Raw genomic sequence first — 20,144 nt, 5'->3', positions numbered from 1 at the left:
GCCCGCACTGCCCGAACGCAATAACCATTAGCATTTGACCGAAGTTGGTCGCCTCAGGGCACCAATCAACTACGACGAACGAAGGCTACGCCGTGCGCACCTATACACCGAAGGCTGCCGATGTAACCAACAAGAAGTGGTACATCGTTGACGCCGAGAACGTCGTCCTCGGACGACTAGCGACCACTGTCGCAAACCTGCTCCGTGGGAAGCATAAGCCGACTTACGCGCCCCACATTGACACTGGCGACTACGTCATCGTGATCAACTCTGACAAAGTCGTTCTGACGGGCAACAAGCTGGACACAAAGCGGGCATACCGCCACTCGGGTTACCCGGGCGGGCTGCGCTCGCTGACCTACCGTGAGCTCCTCGAAAAGAGCCCCGAAAAGGCGGTAGAGAAGGCTGTCCGGGGTATGGTCCCCCACACCAAGCTTGGTCGCGCCCAGATGAAGAAGCTGCGCGTGTTCGTTGGTTCTGAACACCCACACACTGCTCAGCAGCCCGAAACTGTCGAGATCAAGAAGATCGCTCAGTGACCGGGTCGCTGGCTATAGAAGTTTGAGGAAAACCGTGGCTGAGAACACTGCAACTGTAGAAGAAAACGAAGAGCTGGAGAACGCTCCGGCTGAATACACTTCCGAGACCGAGGCTCCTGCCGCCGGTGCCGGCCAGTCCGTCACCGCTCCCGGTTCGGGGCTGGGCCGCCGCAAGTCCGCCGTCGCCCGCGTTCGCCTGATCCCAGGCGAGGGCAAGTGGACCATCAACGGCCGCACCTTGGAAGACTACTTCCCGAACAAGCTGCACCAGCAGCTTGTCAACGACCCGTTCACCCTGCTAGATCTGGCCGGTCGCTTCGATGTGATCGCCCGCATCAACGGTGGCGGCATCTCCGGGCAGGCTGGCGCTCTGCGTCTAGGCGTTGCCCGCGCGTTGAACGAGATCGATCGCGATGCGAACCGTCCTGCTTTGAAGAAGGCCGGCTTCCTGACCCGCGATGCTCGCGCAACTGAGCGTAAGAAGGCTGGTTTGAAGAAGGCCCGTAAGGCCCCCCAGTACTCCAAGCGCTGATTTCACTTTTCGGAAGGCCCGTCCCACTTGGGGCGGGTCTTCTGCTTTTAATATCCTTCGCGTTTCCGGCGATCCCGGCATTTCCATCCTCCGGGCCCATCCATCGGGGCGTGGATGGGCGGAGGCTCGCGGCACAACGCCAAAGCGGGCAAATCCTTTCAAGGCGGTATGCTTGGTAAGAATTGTAATTTCCCGGAAGGAAGCGAAATGCCCAGACTGTTTGGCACAGACGGCGTACGAGGCCTTGCAAATAAGAAACTAACTCCCGAGCTAGCTACCAACCTTGGTATCGCAGCGGCTCGGCTTTTTTCTGAGAGCGCGCAGACCAAGAACGGTCAGAAGCCTCGCGCCGTAGTCGGGCGCGATACCAGGATCTCCGGCGAGTTTTTGGACCACGCAATAGTGGCAGGCCTGGCCTCGGCCGGGATGGACGTAGATAGGGCCCGAGTCGTCACCACCCCAACCGTCGCCTTCCTGACGGCAGAGGGGGACTACGACCTCGGCGTGATGATCTCGGCTTCCCACAACCCAATGCCCGACAATGGCATTAAATTCTTTGCTCGCGGCGGCTTCAAGTTACCTGACACGGTAGAAGACAAGATTGAGGCCATTCTTGGTGAAGAGTGGGAGCGCCCGTTGGGCGGCGATGTTGGCGAGGTCGAAGAGGAATCGAAGGCAGTAGACCGTTCTTACATCGATCACCTGGTATCTGCGGTGGGTACGGATCTGTCTGGGCTGCGCATTGCTGTCGACTGTGCGAACGGGGCTGCCTCGTTCTTGGGGCCGGAAGCGTTGCGTGAGGCCGGAGCCGACGCTGTAGTGATCAATGCTTCCCCGGATGGACGCAATATCAACTATGAGTGCGGATCCACCCATCCGGAGGCCCTGCAGGCGGCCGTGGTAAGTCAGCACTGCGACTTCGGTGTGGCATATGACGGGGATGCCGATCGTTGTCTGGCTGTTGACGCCGAGGGGAACCTGGTAGACGGCGACAAGATCATGGGCATGCTCGCAGTCGGCCTGAAGGAAGAAGGCAAGCTGGCAGGGAACACCCTTGTCGTGACTGTAATGTCCAACCTTGGCCTGCTGCTAGCTATGAAGGAAGTCGGCATTGACACTGTGCAGACTGCCGTGGGGGACCGCTACGTCCTCGAAAAGATGCGTGAGGGCGGCTTCGCCATTGGTGGGGAGCAGTCGGGGCATGTCATCATCTCTGACTATGCGACTACTGGTGACGGTGTTTTGACTTCGCTGATGATTGCCAAGCGGGTCAAGCAGACCGGCAAGTCGCTGGCGGAGCTGACGGATTTCGTCAAGCGGCTGCCGCAGACGCTGATCAACGTACCTAATGTGGACAAGGCGGCGGCTTCTTCGAACGAGGCCGTGGCTAAGTCTGTCATGCAGGCTGAAGATTACCTAGGCGAGAATGGTCGTGTCCTGTTGCGGCCGTCCGGTACTGAGCCGGTGGTGCGCGTGATGGTTGAGGCGGCTACTCAGGAAGAATCCGACCGCGTGTGCAAGGAGCTGGCGAGCGTGGTGAAGGAAGAGCTGTCGCTCTAGAGCCTAAAAGAGAGGGGCGGGGAGTCTGGTGGGCTCTCTGCCCCGCTACTTTTTTGCCGAAAAATAGTGAACGTACACTCCGTTCATCGGGCTGTGGGGAGTGAACGTACACTTCGTTTATCGGGCGGTGGGGAGTGAACGTACACTCCGCCAAATTAGAGTTTGCGCAGACGAAGCCGGTTTACCCGGTGCTCTTCGTTCTTGGTAATGACCAGTGTTGCCCTGCCGCGAGTTGGGCGAATATTCTCGATCAGATTGACCAGGTTAATGTCGTTCCAAATCCGGTCGGCAGTCTGCACCGCTTCCTCGTCCGACAAATTAGCGTAGGACCGGAAATAAGAATTCGGCTGCTTGAATGCGAATTCGCGGAGCCTCAAGAAACGCTCGATGTACCAATTCTTAATGTCCTCATGACGGGCATCAACGTAAATCGAGAAATCGAAAAAGTCTGACACGCCAAGGGCCGTCGACGCTTCTGAAGACCGCACCGGCGGCTGAAGCACATTCAGCCCCTCGACAATCAGAACATCCGGCTGCTCAACTACGTTCCGCTCATCGGGCACAATATCGTAGCTAACATGCGAATAAACCGGGGCGGAAACCTGCCGGGCCCCAGATTTAATCGCCGCAAGGAAACGTAGCAGAGCGCGCCTATCGTAAGATTCCGGGAATCCCTTCCGGTCCATCAGACCCAGACGTTTCAACTCCGCATTCGGCTTCAAGAACCCATCGGTTGCAAGCAACTCCACCTTCGGAGTCTGAGGCCACCGTCGCATCAACTCGGTCAGCAACCTAGCAACGGTAGATTTCCCGACCGCCACAGATCCCGCAATACCAATCACGAAGGGTGTGGTCCGCCCGTGCGGTTCGCGCAGGAAAGCGGCCCGCGCATCAGCCAAAGAGCGCTGCTCATTCACGTAAAGTTGGAGCAATGCTGAAAGAGGGCGGTAGATTGCGTCTACTTCTCGCATGTCAATTGGATCGTTCAGACCGGCCAACCTGCGAATATCTGATTCAGTGAGCGGCAGCGGGGTGGCAGATGCCAACGAGGCCCAGCTGCGCCTGTCGAATTCCTGATAGGGGCTGCGATCTGAAGTCTGTGGCCCCCTAGCTGGGGCAAGTTGGCTGCCAGTTTCGCCCTCGAAAAAACTGGAAGGCATACCCCAAGGGTTGTTCTGTAGAGCGTTCACGCTTCATTATGCCCTCAAGCGGGGGTAATGACGCAAAGTTGAATGGCGTATTCCACTTATTTTTACGGTGTATTTACTGTTTTGTTTGCTGAAAATGTCACCGGTACGTGGTTTGATTTACGTATGTGCGGAATTGTTGGACATATTGGTTGTAAGCTCGGCGCTCGTAGCGCGCAGGTAGTAATGGGCGGGTTGGCTCGCCTTGAATATCGCGGATACGACTCTGCTGGTGTTGCTGTGGCCGCGCCGCAGCTCCTGCAGGTGCGCAAATCTGTGGGTAAGTTGGCGAATTTGCGTCAGCTTCTACAGGATGAGCCGTTGGATGATGCGATTGCAGGGATCGGGCATACGCGGTGGGCGACCCACGGCATTCCGACCACCGAAAACGCGCATCCTCACATTGCTGACGAGGGGCGGCTGGCTCTGGTCCACAATGGCATTATTGAGAATGCGGACGCGCTGCGGGGGGAACTTACCGCTGCCGGGGTCGAGTTCGTCTCGGACACTGATACCGAGGTCGTAGCCCACCTGGTTGCCCATTATTACCGCGCTGATCAGGGCGATTCTGAGCAGGTAGCGGATCAGGGAGCCGTAGTTCCTGATGCTTCCAACAAGGCAGCTTTTGCGCGTCTAGCACGGGCGATGCGGAAGACGACTGCGCGCTTGGAAGGCACTTTCACCTTGCTGGTGCTGCATCAGGACTGTCCGGACGCGATAGTTGCAGCTCGCCGCTCTTCTCCGCTCGTCGTGGGAATTGGCGAGGGCGAGAACTTCCTTGGCTCTGACGTGTTGGCGTTTGCTGAGCACACCGACCAGGTGGTCGAGGTCGGCCAAGACGAAATGGTTCTTCTGACCGCCACCGAGGTCGTGATTGTGGACGTCGAGGGCAAGGCAACTGAACCGTCTACTTACAAGATTGACTTCGAGACCGAGACTGCTGAAAAGGGCGGTTGGCCCACCTTCATGGAGAAGGAAATTTCTGAGCAGCCAAAGGCGATCAAGGCTACTTTGGAGGATCGTTTCGATTCCACAGGGCACCTGGCATTGGATGAGCTGCGCATTCCTACCGAGGTACTCCGCACTATTGACAAGATGATCGTTGTCGGGTGTGGTACGGCCGCGTACGCCGGACAGGTCGCCCGCTATGCGATTGAGCACTGGTGTCGCATCCCAGTCGAGGTCGAATTGGCTCACGAATTCTCTTACCGAGACCCCGTGGTAACCGAGAAGACGCTGGTAGTGGCCATCTCTCAGTCTGGTGAGACGATGGACACGATCATGGCTATTAGGCACGCTCGGGAGCAGGGGGCACGCGTATTGGCGATTGTGAACACCCCCGGTTCGACTATTTCGCGTGAATCGGATGCGGTGCTGCTGACACATGCCGGCCGCGAGATCGCGGTTGCCTCTACTAAGGCCTTCACGGCGCAGCTTTCCGCCTGCTATCTGCTGGGATTGTTCTTGGCGCAGGTACGTGGGAACAAGTACATTGACGAGATCGAAGACTACATGGAGAAGCTCGAGAAGCTTCCCCAGAAGGTGCAGCGCGTCCTCGACAATGCCGAGACGGTGCGCCAGGTGGCCCGCACTTTGGCTTCTGAAGAATCCGTGTACTTCCTTGGCAGGCACGTGGGCTTCCCAGTTGCTATGGAGGGCGCCCTCAAGCTGAAAGAAATTGCCTACATTCACGCTGAGGGGTTTGCTGCGGGCGAGCTGAAGCACGGGCCGATCGCCCTTGTCGAGGACGGGGTTGCTGTCGTCTTTATCGTTCCCACTCCGCGTCGGCCTGAGCTGCACCGCAAGGTGCTGTCGAACATCCAAGAGGTGCGTACTAGGGGCGCGCGCGTGTTCTGTGTAGCAGAAGAGGGCGATTCTTCGGTGGACAATTTCGCCGAAGCTGTCTTCCGCGTGCCGGCCGCCCCAACCTTGTATCTGCCGCTACTTACGGTTGTTCCTCTTCAGATTCTGGCTTGCGAGGTTGCGAAGACTCGTGGCCTAGATGTGGACCAGCCTAGGAACCTAGCTAAGTCGGTGACCGTCGAATAATGCTGCGCGCCTACGCCTCCAGTGATGTTCGGCGTGCCGAGGGCGAGCTGGTTGCTGCCGCTCCCCAGGACGCCTTGATGAAGCAAGCCGCCGATGGGGTGGCTGCGGCTGTGTCGGATCAGCTGACCCTGCTTGGGGCTACGGTGCATGGTTCTACCGTCCTAGCTCTTGTCGGGGGTGGCGATAACGGTGGTGACGCCCTCTATGCGGCTAAATACCTGGCTGATTCGGGGGCGAAGGTGCAGGCCTTACTTGTTTCGACTAAGGCCCATCCGCGCGCGTTGGCTGCTGCCAAGAAGGCAGGGGTGGACATTTTGGACGCGGCCAGGCTGACTAAGCGGTCGCAGCTGCGAGCCCTCGTTGCCGAGGCAGCAAACAAAGCCGGGGTGTGGGTAGATGGCATTGTCGGTACCGGCGGTAGTGGGCCACTCCGAGGAACTGCCGCCACCGTCGTGGGGCAACTGGTGTCACTACGAGATTCCAGTCCTGACGAACCAGTGGTGGTAGCAGTCGACGTTCCTTCCGGGCTAGGTGGCGAGGACGGAAAGGTAGCCGGCCCTCACCTTACTGCTGACGTCACGGTAACCATGGGCGCAATGAAGAATCCTGCCCTTTTGCCGCCTGCATGCAACTCTTTCGGCTCTATCGAGGTAGTGGAACTGGGGCCGGTCGAAGCTCCCGTGTCCGCATGCCGACTGACCGCGGCTGACGTGGCCGACCTCTGGAAGGTACCAGGGAGGGCGGATCACAAGTACACCCGCGGGGTGGTGGAAGTGGTGGCCGGCTCCGACTCGTATCCGGCTACGGGGATTATTTGTGCTCGAGCGGCCGCGCGCACTGGGGCCGGCATGGTTCGCGTGAATATTCCCGCGGCTGCTTCGGCCTCGCTTTTTGCGGTACTGCCGGAAGCGGTGCCGGTAAGCGGGAGGTCGCAGGCCGTGGTGGTTGGTCCCGGCCTCGATCCGAAAGATGAGGGCAGGGTAGACGAGATGGTTCGTGCTGCCACTAAGGCGATTTTGCGGTCCCTGCCGGTGGTTGTGGATGCTGGTGGCATTTCGATTATTGATCGTATTTTGGCGCGGCTACCTGAGCGGGCAGAGTCCATGGGGTCTTCGCCCGTGCGACGAGTGCGGAAATTCGCCCCGAATGTGGTTCTTACTCCGCACGCGGGTGAGGCTGCGCAACTAGCTACCCGTTTGGGTTTTAGCGAGGCTTCTGGTGGGGTGGCCAGGTCGGATATTGAGGCGGCACCCGCAAAATGGGCAGGTCTGTTAGCGGAGAAGACGGGTGCGACCGTTCTGCTAAAGGGGGCCGTGAGCGTTGTGTGTGGTCCCGAGGGCGATACCTTCACCCAAGCGGAAGCGCCAGGGTGGACTGCTACTGCGGGGGCTGGTGATGCGCTTGCGGGGATCCTTGGGGCGGTGCTCGCGATGGAGCAGGCGCAGGCTGAGGCTGATGGGCATTCGCTTTCTGCGTCGGAGACGGCTGCTGGTGCTGCAGCGGGCACATGGGTGCATTCGATTGCGGCGCGGCTAGCGGCGGGATTGGGCGCAGGCCCGGAGCTGGGACGCAAGAAGAAGGTGGGGCATCCAATTCTTGCTTCAGATATCGTGCAGCAGATTCCGGCTGCGATAGAACTAGCCCTGCGCTAGTGGAGTGTACGTTCACTTAGTTTGCGGTTTCGTGTGGAGTGTACGTTCACTAAACAGATTGGAAGTAACTGGGCAATTTCTTGGTAATAAATGCCTCTAACCTGCGCGAAAAGAGAATGTGTGCAGGAAGGTCAGGAAGAGCGCCTAGACAGTGGCACAATGGGAGTCATGACTCAGCACCTTTACGACACCTATGGCGGAGTAGCTCTGATCGATACTGCGGCGATTGCCGCCAACGTGCGCCAGCTACGGGCAGCTGCGCCAGATAGTGAGCACATGGTAATCGTGAAGGCGAACGCGTACGGCCACGGGTTGGCCTTAGTGGCGCGCGCGGCAATCCAGGCGGGGACAACCTGGTTTGGTGCGGCACAGCTAACCGAGGCGATGCAGATACGAAAAATTGTGGGCAAGCGGCCGCGCATATTTTCGTGGATTTTCCTACCAGGATCCCCGATTGAAGAGGCCGTAGAAGCAGACATTGATTTGTCAGTTTCTGATTTTTGGGCATTAGATCGGCTAGAAGAGGCAGCCGAAAAAACCTCGAAGATAGTGAACGTACACTTAAAAATCGATACGGGAATGTCCCGTGCCGGAGCCACCGCCCGCACCTGGCCCGCCCTCTGCGAAGCTGCGTTCTGCCTAGAAAAGGCGGGGAAAATCCGGGTCGTGGCAGTCTGGTCGCACCTCTCGCGGGCCGACGAGGTTTCAGCGGAAGGCAAGGCGCAGACGAAACGTGCGGGCCAAGAGTTTGCCGCCGCCCTCGCCGTGGCGAAAGAGGCCGGCTTGAATCCCGAGCTTTCCCATCTGTCTGCAACTGCGGCTACGCTGTGGCACCCGGAGCTACATACGCCGATGGTGCGTGACGGGATTGGGGTTTATGGGCTCAGCCCAGATGAGCGCGTGCAAACCAACTCTGACCTGGCGTTGCGGCCAGCCATGCGCCTGCAGGCAGGCTTGACGGTGGTTAAAAAAGTCGAGGCGGGGCGCCCGGTTTCTTACGGGGGGACGTGGGTTACGCCTTCGCAGCGGTGGCTCGCCGTCGCCCCGCTTGGGTACGGTGACGGGATTGCGCGTGCCTGCGATGGGGCGCGGGTGCGGATTAAGACAAAGGATAGGGCATTCGACGCGCCGATTGTGGGCCGAATCTGCATGGATCAGGTCGTTCTTGATTTGGGCGAGGGCGAACACGCCCCAGCGGAAGTCGGCGACGATGCCATCTTCTTCGGCGACGGTTCGGATGGGGAGCCAACAGCGCGGGACTGGGCTAATTGGACTAACACAATAAACTATGAGGTGGTGACGCGGGTTGGCGCCCGTGTACCCCGTATTGACGTCAAAGGTAGGCAAGATGGTGACGAATAATTTGCAGATAGAGGTCGCAGAACCCGACGAGACCAGGCGCGTTGGCGAACGGTTGGCGAAGTTGCTTGGGCCTGGTGATTTGGTGATGCTCTCTGGGGAATTGGGCGCTGGTAAGACCACGTTTACGCAGGGTATTGGCAAGGGGATGGGCGTGCACGGCAACGTTTCGTCTCCCACTTTCATCGTGGCTCGGGTGCATCCTCCCGAGGGCGGTAGCGTTCCTTTGATTCATGCGGACGCCTACCGTATCGAGGACGCAGAGGATCTAGAGACTCTTGACTTGGAGTCGTCGCTGAGTGAGTCCGTGACCGTTATCGAATGGGGCAAGGGGAAGACCGAGGGGCTTTCCGAGGACCGGCTTGAGGTCGACATTATTCGGCCAACTGGCGGGACGGCGCAGGTTGACGCTGATGGCACGGTGGATCTGACACAGATGGACGATGGTAAGCGGACGCTGCGTCTGACAGGACACGGCCAGCGGTGGGCGAATATTGACCTGCGGCAGCTGGGGGAGGACCTGTCTAGGGTATTCCCAGCTACCGGTGAGATCCCGGTTGGCCAGGCAGATTGTCACAATGGAGTAGTGAAGGACTAGGGTTGACCCGTGCGGTTTTTGTGTATTGACACCTCGGCTGGAGCCGGTGTCGGACTAGTAGATATTGATCAGTCTGTCGAGGTCTTGGCGAAGGAGGTCATTGCCGATCAGCGGCGACACGCGGAAGCTCTGAATGAGCTGATTCGACGTGTCGTGAAGCAGGGCAGTGGCAAGGAATTGGCCGAGGCTGGAATCGAGACTATTGCCGTTGGAACTGGTCCCGCACCATTTACTGGGTTACGTGCAGGTTTGGTGTCGGCGCGAGTAATCGGCGAGGTGCTTGACGCTCGGGTGCTCGGCATTTGCAGCTTGGACGTATTAGCTAGGCAGGCGTTGGATCAGGTGCGCGATCGGAAGGTTCTGGTGGCCACCGATGGCAAGCGCAAAGAGGTCTACGCCGGACTTTACGAAGCTGCTGGCCCAGATGATGTGACAGCGTTGTGGGGGCCTGAGGTTGGTCCAGCTGAATCGTTCTTCAACAAGTCCCGTGGTGAAGATCCTTTCATCGTTGGTGCGGGTGCTGAACTATACCCTGAGGCGTTGCCCCCGTCCGCACAGCTGGCTGACACGTTGGACCCGGTAGTTATGGCCCGCATCGGCGCGGCAAGGCTGGCACGTGAGGCCGGTGGCGAGGAGGTCGACTTCTCTTCTGAGCCGCTTTACCTGCGTAGGCCGGATATTCACCCGGGCGTAGCGGCTAAGGTGGCTGCTGCACAGAAGGGCCGCCTCGGCCTCTTAAATGAGTGAACGTACACTCCACGCCGAAGCGCCGGCGGGCGAGTTTCACCTGGTAAAGCTCGGCCCGCAGTGGGTCGAGCAGATTGCCTCGCTGGAGTCTGCCTTATTTGGGGGAGAGGCGTGGAATAAGCAGACCCTGGTTGCGGAACTAAGCCGTCCCGATCGTGAATATGTGGGGGCGCTGGCCGGGCAGGACTCTAGCGTCCTGTTGGGGTATGGGGGCGCCCGCTACGCTGGAGACCAGGCCGATGTGATGACGGTTGCCACGATTCCGGAGGCTAGAAGACGCGGAATTGCTTCAGCGATTGTGGCGTGGATAGATGAGGCGTCGCGGCGGCGGTCGGCAAGTTCGATTTTCCTGGAAGTACGTTCGAAGAACTTAGCTGCACAACGAATTTATAAGAGGGCGGGCTATGAAGCCCTCGGCAGGATCAAGCGCTACTACCGGCTCCCACCGGACGATGCGGTGCGGATGGGTAAAAAGTTGTAACTTTGCCGGGCAAGTTCAAGGTGTCGGCCGGGCGGAGTATGGGTCCGCCCTCGAGAAAGCCTGGTAGCGCAAAATAGCTAAAAAGTAGTTTACGTAACACTTTCGTTGTCAAAAGGTTCACATGTGGAGGTCGAGCAAGGGCTCCGCTGACTGCTTGTGTCAGAAAAATGGGTCGACTTTGTTTCGGTAAAACTCCCTAAAATCCGTGGTTATAGCCCTAATGAAGGTTTTTAGAGAGCGTGAGAGAAAAGTTTAGGACCTAGATCTACTCTCCGTGTCAGGTCGTGAGACTAGGCTAAAAAACGTGGCGAATTCAAATGTGACGACCAAGAAGAGACATGCGTGGAACACCACCGTCTTCATGAAGCAGGCGATGGCGATTTCCGGCCTCTTCTTTGTCTTTTTTCTGGTATTTCATTCATACGGGAACCTAAAGGCGTTTGGCGGTGCGGCCGCGTACAACGGTTACGCTCATCACCTGCGGGAATTCCTGGTCCCGATCCTGCCTCACGAAGGTCTCCTCTGGATCTTGCGCGTGATCATGGTTGTGCTCATTGTTGTGCACATGGTGTCCGCGCTCTATCTGTGGCACCGCGGCGGCGCAGCTCGGGGAACCCGTTACGACGTGAAGAAGGCGGTGACAAACTCTTACGCGGCGCGCACAGTGCGAGTTGGCTCAATCCTGTTGATCTTCCTGATCATCTTCCACATCTTGCACTTCACAACAAAGACGTTCAAAGTGGGCAACAATGCGGCTTATGCCTCGCACACAATGGTGGTCGACGGTGAGAAGATTCCGGCTATGCCCTTTGACATGATGCTAACCACCTTCTCGAATTGGTGGATGGTGTTGGTATACATCGTGTTCGTCTCCATCATTGGCCTGCATATTGCACACGGCTTCTGGTCGGCTTTCCAAACTATGGGGTGGATGCGCGAAAACACTCGCAAGCCTATGACTGTGCTGTCTGGGCTTATTGGTTTTGCCATCTGGTTCATGTTTGTGCTGCCGCCCCTTGCAATCGCGCTGGGCGTTATTAAGTAGGGAATGATCATGAGCGAACTTATTTCAGGACTTTATTACGAGGGCGACAAGATCGCTGATACCAAGGCGCCGCTGGACGTTCCCATCGAGAAATGCTGGGAGACCCGCAAGTTTACGGCCAAGCTAGTGAACCCGGCGAACCGTCGTAAGCTGAAGATTATCGTCGTTGGTACCGGGCTGGCAGGCGGCGCAGCAGCTGCTTCGCTTGGCGAGATGGGCTATCACGTTGACGTGTTCTTCTACCAGGATTCGGCACGTCGAGCACACTCTATTGCTGCGCAGGGCGGAATTAACGCGGCAAAGGATTACCGCAACGACAACGACTCGGTTTACCGCCTCTTTTACGACACCGTCAAGGGCGGGGATTACCGCGCTCGTGAAACTAACGTGTACAGGCTGGCCGAGGTTAGTGCGAACATCATTGACCAGTGTGTTGCGCAGGGCGTGCCGTTTGCGCGTGAGTATGGCGGACTGCTTGACAACCGTTCCTTCGGTGGTGTGCAGGTATCGCGTACGTTCTACGCTCGCGGGCAAACTGGCCAGCAGCTGCTGATTGGCGCATATCAGGCGTTGGAGCGGCAGGTGAAGGCCGGGACGGTTACCGAGCATTCGCGCCATGAGATGGTCGAGCTAATCCTGAAGGATGGCCACGCCAAAGGCATTATCGCCCGAGACATGACTACTGGGAAGCTCGAGGCACACACTGCCCACTGCGTGGTGCTTTGCACCGGCGGCTATGGCAACGTGTTCTTCCTGTCTACTAATGCCATGGGGTGCAACGCTACGGCGGCTTGGAGGGCCTACCGTAAGGGTGCGTACTTCGCTAATCCCTGCTACACGCAGATTCACCCGACTTGCATTCCGCAGCATGGCGATCAGCAGTCGAAGCTGACGTTGATGTCCGAGTCGCTCCGTAACGACGGCCGTATTTGGGTTCCGAAGAAGGCTGAAGACTGCGAAAAGGATCCGCGCGATATTCCCGAGGAAGATCGCGACTACTACCTGGAGCGCATCTATCCTTCCTTCGGTAACTTGGTGCCGCGTGACATTGCTTCGCGACAGGCCAAGAACATGTGTGACGAGGGTAGGGGAGTCGGTCCCGCGCTAGCCGAGGTCGGTCCCGACGGCGAAGAACGCATGGTGCGCCGTGGCGTGTACCTTGATTTCGCTGATGCAATCGAGCGCATGGGTAAGGACGCTGTTTCGGCCAAGTACGGCAACCTGTTCGAAATGTATGAGCGCATTACTGACGATGACCCGTACGAAGTGCCGATGCGTATTTACCCGGCCTCGCACTACACGATGGGTGGCTTGTGGGTTGACTACGATCTTCAGTCCACCATTCCCGGCCTCTACGTTGGTGGGGAAGCGAACTTCAGTGACCACGGCGCGAACCGGCTCGGTGCGTCTGCGCTAATGCAGGGGCTTTCCGACGGTTACTTCGTGCTGCCAAACACGGTCAATGACTACTTGGCTGACAAGTTGGCGGAGTCCGTGCTGGATCAGGACGACCCGGATGTGCAGGCCGCCCTCCAGAGTGCGCAGGAGCGGATAGACCGCTTCATGAGCATTGGCGGGTCGCGGTCAGTGGATTCCTTCCATAAGGAACTTGGCAGGATCATGTGGGACTACTGCGGCATGTACCGCACCCATGATGGTCTGTTGGGGGCAATCGAGAAGATTCGCGCTCTTAGGAAAGAGTTCTGGTCGAACGTGCGTGTGCCGGGTAAATCGATTGGCGAGATGAACCAGTCGCTTGAGCGTGCCGGCCGTGTCGCCGACTTCTTGGAACTGGGCGAGCTGATGTGTATTGATGCTTTGCACCGCAATGAGTCTTGTGGTGGCCACTTCCGTGGCGAATCTCAGACTGAAGAGGGCGAGGCGTTGCGTGACGACAAGAACTACCTGTATGTGGCTGCGTGGGAATACACGGGTGAGGACAAACCTCCGGTCTTGCATAAGGAAGATCTGATCTATAACAACATCGAGCTGAAGCAGCGGAGTTACAAGTGAAAATTAAACTGCGTATCTGGCGCCAGGCTGGCCCTGAGGCTGATGGCGTAATGAAGGAATACGAGCTCGTTGGGGTGCAAGAAGATACGAGCTTTCTAGAGATGCTGGACATCTTGAACGAGGAGTTGTTTGCCAAGGGCGAGGACCCGGTAGCGTTCGACTCTGATTGCCGCGAAGGCATTTGCGGTATGTGTGGTTTGGTCATCAATGGTGTGCCGCACGGCAATGATGGTGCCTCCCCGAAGGGGAATACTCCTACTTGTCAGTTGCACATGCGTTCGTTCAAGGATGGCGACACGATCACGATCGAGCCGTGGCGGTCTAAGGCTTTCCCGGTCATTAAGGACCTGGTGGTAAATAGGAGCGCTTTGGATCGTATTATTCAGGCTGGCGGCTACATTTCCGTCAATACTGGTGCTGCTCCTGACGCGCACGCTACTCCGGTTCCTAAAGAGGATGCGGATCGCGCGTTCGAGGCTGCGAATTGCATTGGTTGCGGTGCTTGTGTGGCTGCTTGCCCGAACGGGTCGGCAATGTTGTTTACCTCTGCGAAGGTGACACATTTGGGCCTGTTGCCGCAGGGCAAGCCCGAGAACTTGATGCGTGTGAAGAACATGTTGTTGCAGCATGACGCCGAGGGCTTTGGCGGGTGCACTAACTTTGGTGAATGCGCTGCGGTCTGCCCGAAGCAGATTCCTTTGGAGACGATTTCGGTGTTGAATCGTCAGCTTGGGAAGGCTGTTCTCAAGGGCATGTAGTTTCCTTGGATTAGGGCCCTGGGAGGGAAACCTCTCAGGGCCCTTTTTGCTGCTCCCCTCTGAGTAAAGGAGTGAACGTACACTCCGTTTTGGGGCATGGATTCGTCTGTGGGGGAGTGAACGTACACTCCGTTTTGGGGCATGGATTCGTCTGTGGGGGAGTGAACGTACACTTAACTTCGCGCACGCCCTCGGAGCGCGTAGGATGAAAAGGTGACTGCTCAACCACTAATTCTTGGTATTGAATCGACTTGTGACGAGACAGGCGTAGCCCTAGTACGAGGCCGGGAACTTCTTGCCGACGTGACCGCGACAAGCATGGACCAGCATGCCCGCTACGGTGGCATTATTCCTGAAATTGCCTCGCGCGCTCACTTGGAGTCCTTCCTCCCAACGATGAAGGCGGCTCTTGATAAGGCCGGTGTCAGCCTCAGTGAGGTTGACGCAATCGCGTGCGCTGCAGGGCCTGGGCTGGTTGGTTCTCTGACTGTTGGTATTTCAGCGGCTAAGGCACTCGCGGCAAGTCTAGATAAGCCGCTATACGGCGTGAACCACGTAATTGGGCACCTGGCGGTTGATGAGCTCGTAGACGGGCCTTTCCCAGATCACTTCGTTGGACTGATAGTTTCGGGCGGGCACTCAAACTTGCTCGATGTTCGCAATATTGCGACTGACGTCCGAGAGCTGGGCGGTACGCTCGACGATGCTGCTGGTGAGGCGTTTGACAAGGTCGGGCGCATGCTGGGGACTCCCTATCCAGGTGGGCCGCATGTTGATCGTATGTCGCAGGCTGGTGATCGCAAGGCGATCCGTTTCCCACGTGGCCTTGCTTCCGCGAAAGACAAGGATGCGCACCGATACGACTTCAGTTTTTCCGGTCTGAAGACGGCAGTGGCTAGATACGTTGAAGGCATAAAGCAGTCTGGTAAAGAGGTTCCCGCCGAGGACGTGTGCGCTGGCTTTTCTGAGGCTGTCAATGATTCGTTGACTGCTAAAGCAGTGAGGGCGGCCAAGGACTTGGGGTGCTCCACGATCGTTGTGGGGGGCGGCTACTCTGCAAATTCGCGGCTGCGTGAGCTCCTCGCGGCGCGAGCCCAGAGCGCTGGCATCGAGGTTCGCTTACCTCCGCTGCGCTTCTGTACTGATAATGGTGCGCAGATCGCTGCTATTGGTAGTGCGTTGGTTCGCGAGGGCGTCGCCCCGTCCGATCCGGAATTCGGTCCTGATTCAGGACTGTCGCTGTCTGTGGCGCGCGTGTAACTGAAGCTTTTGGGATGATGCCGGCCCTAGGCGGGGCTGGCATTTTCCGTTTAAGAGGCTGAATCCTCGCGCCCGTTAGCGGAGTGTACGTTCACTCGGCCGAAGTGTACGTTCACTAAGAGTTGGGTATGAAAACCCGTCCGGAATTGGAGTGTACGTTCACTCCGTCGCGACTATGGCAACGTGTTTAGACTTGCCGTTCACCTGTGCTCTCGTCAGGAAAAGAGTCGCTGCACCATCCCCGGTGGCGCCCTTGAGCACCGACTTCCTGAATGCTGCGGGATCGATCTGCACTCCGCGCTTCTTCACTTCTAATTTGCCGATCCCGAGCCTCGCTAACTCCTTCTTGACCTTCTTCGCATTCAAGGGCAGCACCGTCTGCACCTCCCAAAAGTGACCATATTTTGCGGCCTCAGGGGAAGGCGAAGTTTCAGACGTAACGTAGGCGATTCCATCATGGAGGATGCCAGCCCCGGGCCAGGAGTGCGCCCACTGTGCTAAGCCGCCCGCCCTCAATACGGCGCTATCAACTTCACCTATCCAATGCATGATTCCGTCCGCGACAGGTGCGGCGGCCGCGGGAGCGGTTGGACCTTCGCCCTCAACCTGGAAAAGATGCCGCTGATCGCCCCTAAAAATAATGGCTGAGCGGCCTGCGCGTTCTCGCAAATCCCCAAACCATAAGCTTGCTTCTACGAGGCTACCGTCGACGCTGGCCCAGATGGCTTCCGCATCTGCGGGAACATCGGAGTACCTGATGCCTGGCGCAACTTTTACCGCCACGTTCGGGATCAGGGTTCGCCACGCGTACACTGCCGGTAACGGCGGAGACCACATTGCAGGATTTGCGATGCGACCGCGTGGGCCTCTTCGGGCGGGGTCAGCAAAAAGCGCGTCTACTCCCTCGGCCTTGAGTTTCCCGATATCGATTTTTGTGACGTCTGCGATCTGAATGTCCGCATCAGGCCATCGGGAAACATTGTTCTTGGCATAGGCTGCTGTTTTGGGATCTAACTCGATGCCAAGAACTTTCAGTGCCCGTTTCGAAAAGGCGATTGCTTCGGTTGCCAGGCCGCAGCCTAGATCGGCAATGTAGTGTACGTTCGCCTCGGACATTTTTTCGGCGTGCCATGTCGCAACGGCGGCGCGTGTGGCCTGTTCCATACCGTCTCGAGTGAAGAGCATTTTGTCGGCGTCTTCGCCCAATTTTGTTGCAGCTTGGCGGCGCAGTTCGCACTGGAGTGCCACTTCTGCGGCTATATCGGCCGGTATGCCCATCTTACGGAGCTTCATTCCGACCTCATGAGATGAGCGGTCGCTTCGGAAGGCTTCCTCGAGTAGGTTGAAGTGCGTACCACCTTGGGAAAAGGAAGATTTTTGAGGGCGAAGGCCAACTTTGGGGTGCATGCCTGAAGTCTAATGGGAATGCGGACGCGTCGGAAAGTTGGGCTGACAGAGAATCTTTGGCACTCAGGTTGTCAGAGTGCTAAGAGGGGGCTAACCTATTCTTGTACGTGAGGCGAGTAGCTAAACGCAGGTCACCTATTCGACCACCCGCGACGGAGGGTAGGCGGCCATTAGCAATCCCATTCGATCTATAGAAAGGGAGGTCCGCAGTGTCGGTCTCCATTAAGCCGCTCGAGGACCGTGTTCTGGTCCAGCAGGTTGAAGCTGAGAAGAAGACGGCGTCTGGCCTAGTCATTCCGGATAACGCTAAGGAAAAGCCGCAAGAGGGAACTGTTTTGGCAGTAGGCCCGGGACGCGTTGATGACTCTGGTAAGCGGGTTCCGCTGGACGTTGCCGAGGGCGACGTAGTCATTTACTCAAAGTACGGCGGCACCGAGGTGAAGTATGACGGGCAGGAGTACCTGTTGCTGAATGCTCGCGATATTTTGGCCAAGGTTGATCGCTAATATAGCTTTCTGAGGTAGCGGCTGGCAGTTAATTGCCAGCCGCTATTTTTCTGCACGGATGTGTCATTGTGGGGGCGTATTCCGTCTAAGGGGAGTGAACGTACACTCGGTTCTGGCGTTGTCGAAAAGTGAACGTACACTCCAAAGAGGGCATGAAAAAGGGGAGTGTCCGCGCCGGATCACTCCCCTAGGAACTTGCTGTTCGCAGTCGCCTAAGCGCTCTTGCGAGCCTTGTGGATTTGCGCCCTGCGCTCTTCCTCAGTCATGCCGCCCCATACTCCGTAGGGCTCATGAGCCTTCAACGCATACTCGCGGCACTTGTCGATTACTGGGCAGGTTGCGCAAATGGCTTTTGCCGCTTCTGCTCGACGCCTGCGTGTTCCCCCGCGTTCGCCCTCGGGGTGAAAGAAAAGTTCAGTGTCTAGGTCGCGGCAGGCGCCTTCGTACTGCCATTCCCACAGGTCCATGCTGGGCCCGGGAAGTCGCGATACATCAGTCATCCGCATCTCCTTAGCAGTTGCGTAGGCTTCATGGGAAACCTAAAATCTGATTAGCCAGATGTCTTATACAGAAATGTTTCAGCTGAATCTTAGAGTTTCCTGAACGTAGTCCGAAGATAGGGCTAACAATTTGGCAACAGCGGGTAAACTGCGTAGTTACGAGGCGTTGACGCTGTGGCGAAACTCGCACAATCGTGAATTATTTTTGCAGCGCACAGATCTTACATGATAAAAATCCCACCCGCGGGACTTAATCCTCATCCAGATGGGCGATAACATTGCAATGTGAGCCACGATATGCAAAATCCAGTTGTTCTTACAGGTCTTACCTACGATGACGTTCTGCTTCTGCCGCGAACCACGAACGTCGTCCCCTCCGATGTGAATACGGAGGCGGTGTTAACTAAGAAAATCAAGCTGCGTATGCCTCTTATATCTGCGGCAATGGATACGGTGACTGAAGCTCGAATGGCGATCGCCATGGCTCGCCAAGGCGGCATTGGCATTTTGCACCGCAACCTTTCTATCGAGGAGCAGGCCCATCAGGTCCGGCAGGTAAAGCGGTCAGAGTCGGGAATGGTATCCGACCCGGTGACGGTCCACCCGACGGCCACTATCGATGAGCTCGACAAGCTCTGTGGGCACTACCGCGTGTCTGGATTGCCCGTAGTTGACGAGGACGACACCCTGCTCGGCATCATTACGAACCGCGACCTGCGTTTTATCCCCTCGTCGAAGTGGTCCCAGATGACGGTACAGGAAGCCATGACTCCGATGCCGCTGATCACTGGCAAGGTAGGTATCTCGCGTGAAGAAGCCAAGCAGTTGCTGGCGCAGCATCGTATTGAGAAGCTTCCCATCCTTGACGAGGACGGGCACCTGGCCGGTCTGATTACGGTCAAGGACTTTGTGAAAACCGAGAAGTATCCGAATGCCACTAAGGATTCGGAAGGGCGCCTGCTAGTTGGTGCCGCTCTAGGCTATTGGGGAGACACCTGGGAGCGCGCTGAGGCGCTAGCTGAAGCCGGTGTTGACGTGCTCGTTGTCGATACTGCCAATGGTGCTGCGGATCTGGCATGCAAGATGATCTCGCGACTGAAGTCCGACGAGCGCTTTGCGAACATTGAGATTATTGGCGGAAATGTTGCTACTGAAGAGGGCGCACAGGCGCTCATTGATGCTGGCGTTGACGCGGTCAAGGTCGGCGTTGGGCCGGGGTCGATTTGTACCACCCGCGTTGTTGCCGGTGTGGGTGTTCCTCAGGTGACGGCGATTATTGAGGCTGCGAAGGCTTGTAGGCCTGCTGGCGTTCCGCTAATTGCTGATGGCGGTTTGCAATACTCTGGTGATATTGCGAAGGCGCTGGCTGCGGGTGCGGACACGGTCATGCTGGGTTCCTTGCTGGCTGGCTGTGAGGAATCGCCGGGTGAGCTCGTGTTCATGAACGGTAAGCAGTACAAGCACTACCGCGGCATGGGTTCGCTTGGTGCGATGAGTTCGCGTGGGCGGAAGTCCTACTCTAAGGATCGCTACTTCCAGGCCGATGTCACATCTGATGACAAGATCGTTCCTGAGGGCATTGAGGGGCAGGTGCCATATTCCGGTTCCTTGGCAGCGGTTGTTTACCAGTTGCTGGGCGGTTTGCACCAGTCGATGTTCTACGTCGGCGCTCCTGATCTACCTACTTTGAAGGACCGTGGGCAGTTTGTGCAGATTACTGCTGCTGGTCTTCGTGAGTCCCATCCACACGACGTGCAGATGACTGTTGAGGCACCGAACTACCACGGCCAGTCGCACAAGTAAGGGCTGCCATAGTGGCGGTTCGAGGGCGAAGATAGGCGAGCCCGGCTGCCGCTACGGGAGTGCCCACTAGTAGAGAAGTGGTGCACGCCCACAAAATTCATTAAGTGTACGTTCACTCCTAACGCCCGTTAGGAGTGAACGTACACTT

At 57.5% G+C, this 20,144-nt stretch carries 18 protein-coding genes; 15 read left to right on the top strand and 3 right to left on the bottom strand.

The genetic code is table 11. The features are described from left to right. Positions 1-92: 92 nt before the first annotated feature. From rplM to glmM, 3 genes are all read left to right on the top strand, one after another. The gene (rplM, locus tag QP400_RS01165) at positions 93-539 is read left to right on the top strand and encodes a 50S ribosomal protein L13 (RefSeq protein WP_285462440.1); all 447 of its coding nucleotides are present in this window, start codon (positions 93-95) and stop codon (positions 537-539) included. Positions 540-573: 34 nt separating this feature from the next. Then, on the top strand, positions 574-1,071 hold the full coding sequence (gene rpsI, locus QP400_RS01160; RefSeq protein ID WP_004805833.1) for a 30S ribosomal protein S9: 498 nt from the start codon (positions 574-576) through the stop codon (positions 1,069-1,071). Between the two features lie 207 nt (positions 1,072-1,278). Then, positions 1,279-2,631: a phosphoglucosamine mutase gene (gene glmM / locus QP400_RS01155; RefSeq protein WP_004805836.1), complete on the top strand. Its 1,353-nt coding sequence runs from the start codon at positions 1,279-1,281 to the stop codon at positions 2,629-2,631. A 155-nt stretch (positions 2,632-2,786) separates the two neighbouring features. On the opposite strand, the gene coaA is transcribed toward glmM, so the two are convergent. Continuing rightward, entirely contained in the window at positions 2,787-3,791 is a 1,005-nt protein-coding gene (gene coaA / locus QP400_RS01150; protein ID WP_081499161.1) for a type I pantothenate kinase, read from the bottom strand. Between the two features lie 153 nt (positions 3,792-3,944). Here coaA and glmS point away from each other — a divergent pair, with 153 nt between their 5' ends. From glmS to tsaD, 10 genes are all read left to right on the top strand, one after another. After that, positions 3,945-5,867, top strand: coding sequence for a glutamine--fructose-6-phosphate transaminase (isomerizing) (gene glmS / locus QP400_RS01145; protein WP_040314959.1), 1,923 nt, complete (start codon positions 3,945-3,947; stop codon positions 5,865-5,867). Beyond that, positions 5,867-7,519 (top strand): bifunctional ADP-dependent NAD(P)H-hydrate dehydratase/NAD(P)H-hydrate epimerase, encoded by a 1,653-nt coding sequence (locus QP400_RS01140; RefSeq protein WP_004805841.1) that lies wholly within the window; start codon positions 5,867-5,869, stop codon positions 7,517-7,519. The genes glmS and QP400_RS01140 overlap by 1 nt, the downstream gene beginning before the upstream one ends. Positions 7,520-7,687: 168 nt before the next feature. After that, on the top strand, positions 7,688-8,881 hold the full coding sequence (alr, locus tag QP400_RS01135) for an alanine racemase (protein ID WP_285462438.1): 1,194 nt from the start codon (positions 7,688-7,690) through the stop codon (positions 8,879-8,881). Beyond that, complete coding sequence (gene tsaE, locus QP400_RS01130; protein ID WP_048707201.1) at positions 8,868-9,476, top strand: tRNA (adenosine(37)-N6)-threonylcarbamoyltransferase complex ATPase subunit type 1 TsaE; 609 nt, start codon at positions 8,868-8,870, stop codon at positions 9,474-9,476. The genes alr and tsaE overlap by 14 nt, the downstream gene beginning before the upstream one ends. 9 nt (positions 9,477-9,485) lie before the next feature. Then, a complete protein-coding gene (tsaB, locus tag QP400_RS01125; protein ID WP_004805846.1) occupies positions 9,486-10,223 on the top strand; it encodes a tRNA (adenosine(37)-N6)-threonylcarbamoyltransferase complex dimerization subunit type 1 TsaB in 738 nt (245 codons plus the stop codon). Further along, complete coding sequence (rimI, locus tag QP400_RS01120; protein WP_004805849.1) at positions 10,216-10,704, top strand: ribosomal protein S18-alanine N-acetyltransferase; 489 nt, start codon at positions 10,216-10,218, stop codon at positions 10,702-10,704. Before tsaB ends, rimI begins: the two co-directional genes overlap by 8 nt. A 304-nt stretch (positions 10,705-11,008) precedes the next feature. Next, entirely contained in the window at positions 11,009-11,749 is a 741-nt protein-coding gene (locus QP400_RS01115; RefSeq protein WP_004805850.1) for a succinate dehydrogenase cytochrome b subunit, read from the top strand. A gap of 9 nt (positions 11,750-11,758) precedes the next feature. Beyond that, positions 11,759-13,762, top strand: a complete 2,004-nt coding sequence (locus QP400_RS01110; RefSeq protein WP_004805853.1) for a fumarate reductase/succinate dehydrogenase flavoprotein subunit — start codon at positions 11,759-11,761, stop codon at positions 13,760-13,762. Continuing rightward, positions 13,759-14,520 carry a succinate dehydrogenase/fumarate reductase iron-sulfur subunit gene (locus QP400_RS01105; protein ID WP_004805856.1) on the top strand — a complete coding sequence of 254 codons (762 nt, stop codon included), beginning with the start codon at positions 13,759-13,761 and terminating at the stop codon, positions 14,518-14,520. Before QP400_RS01110 ends, QP400_RS01105 begins: the two co-directional genes overlap by 4 nt. A gap of 213 nt (positions 14,521-14,733) precedes the next feature. Continuing rightward, positions 14,734-15,780, top strand: coding sequence for a tRNA (adenosine(37)-N6)-threonylcarbamoyltransferase complex transferase subunit TsaD (tsaD, locus tag QP400_RS01100; RefSeq protein WP_004805857.1), 1,047 nt, complete (start codon positions 14,734-14,736; stop codon positions 15,778-15,780). Between the two features lie 159 nt (positions 15,781-15,939). On the opposite strand, the gene QP400_RS01095 is transcribed toward tsaD, so the two are convergent. Then, positions 15,940-17,073: a THUMP-like domain-containing protein gene (locus QP400_RS01095; protein ID WP_004805859.1), complete on the bottom strand. Its 1,134-nt coding sequence runs from the start codon at positions 17,071-17,073 to the stop codon at positions 15,940-15,942. Between the two features lie 323 nt (positions 17,074-17,396). Here QP400_RS01095 and groES point away from each other — a divergent pair, with 323 nt between their 5' ends. Then, positions 17,397-17,693 (top strand): co-chaperone GroES, encoded by a 297-nt coding sequence (gene groES, locus QP400_RS01090; protein ID WP_004805860.1) that lies wholly within the window; start codon positions 17,397-17,399, stop codon positions 17,691-17,693. A gap of 212 nt (positions 17,694-17,905) precedes the next feature. On the opposite strand, the gene QP400_RS01085 is transcribed toward groES, so the two are convergent. Then, the gene (locus tag QP400_RS01085; protein ID WP_004805862.1) at positions 17,906-18,193 is read right to left on the bottom strand and encodes a WhiB family transcriptional regulator; all 288 of its coding nucleotides are present in this window, start codon (positions 18,191-18,193) and stop codon (positions 17,906-17,908) included. Between the two features lie 297 nt (positions 18,194-18,490). Between QP400_RS01085 and guaB the strand changes: the two genes are divergently transcribed. After that, entirely contained in the window at positions 18,491-19,996 is a 1,506-nt protein-coding gene (gene guaB / locus QP400_RS01080; protein ID WP_004805863.1) for an IMP dehydrogenase, read from the top strand. Positions 19,997-20,144 lie beyond the last annotated feature (148 nt).

The sequence above is a fragment of the Winkia sp. UMB3158 genome, assembly GCF_030217145.1.
GTDB classification, from domain to species: Bacteria; Actinomycetota; Actinomycetes; order Actinomycetales; family Actinomycetaceae; genus Winkia; species Winkia anitrata.
The sequence above is the reverse complement of the archived record's forward strand: the minus strand, read 5'-3'. Positions and strand labels throughout refer to the sequence as shown.

Excerpts from the sequence above, each read along its gene's own strand:
- glmM (WP_004805836.1), top strand. The coding sequence starts at position 1,279 with ATGCCCAGACTGTTTGGCACAGACGGCGTACGAGGCCTTGCAAATAAG.
- QP400_RS01110 (WP_004805853.1), top strand. The coding sequence starts at position 11,759 with ATGAGCGAACTTATTTCAGGACTTTATTACGAGGGCGACAAGATCGCT.
- rimI (WP_004805849.1), top strand. The coding sequence starts at position 10,216 with ATGAGTGAACGTACACTCCACGCCGAAGCGCCGGCGGGCGAGTTTCAC.
- QP400_RS01095 (WP_004805859.1), bottom strand. The coding sequence starts at position 17,073 with ATGAAGCTCCGTAAGATGGGCATACCGGCCGATATAGCCGCAGAAGTG.
- glmS (WP_040314959.1), top strand. The coding sequence starts at position 3,945 with ATGTGCGGAATTGTTGGACATATTGGTTGTAAGCTCGGCGCTCGTAGC.
- QP400_RS01085 (WP_004805862.1), bottom strand. The coding sequence starts at position 18,193 with ATGACTGATGTATCGCGACTTCCCGGGCCCAGCATGGACCTGTGGGAA.
- alr (WP_285462438.1), top strand. The coding sequence starts at position 7,688 with ATGACTCAGCACCTTTACGACACCTATGGCGGAGTAGCTCTGATCGAT.
- guaB (WP_004805863.1), top strand. The coding sequence starts at position 18,491 with ATGCAAAATCCAGTTGTTCTTACAGGTCTTACCTACGATGACGTTCTG.
- QP400_RS01140 (WP_004805841.1), top strand. The coding sequence starts at position 5,867 with ATGCTGCGCGCCTACGCCTCCAGTGATGTTCGGCGTGCCGAGGGCGAG.
- coaA (WP_081499161.1), bottom strand. The coding sequence starts at position 3,791 with ATGCCTTCCAGTTTTTTCGAGGGCGAAACTGGCAGCCAACTTGCCCCA.
- tsaE (WP_048707201.1), top strand. The coding sequence starts at position 8,868 with ATGGTGACGAATAATTTGCAGATAGAGGTCGCAGAACCCGACGAGACC.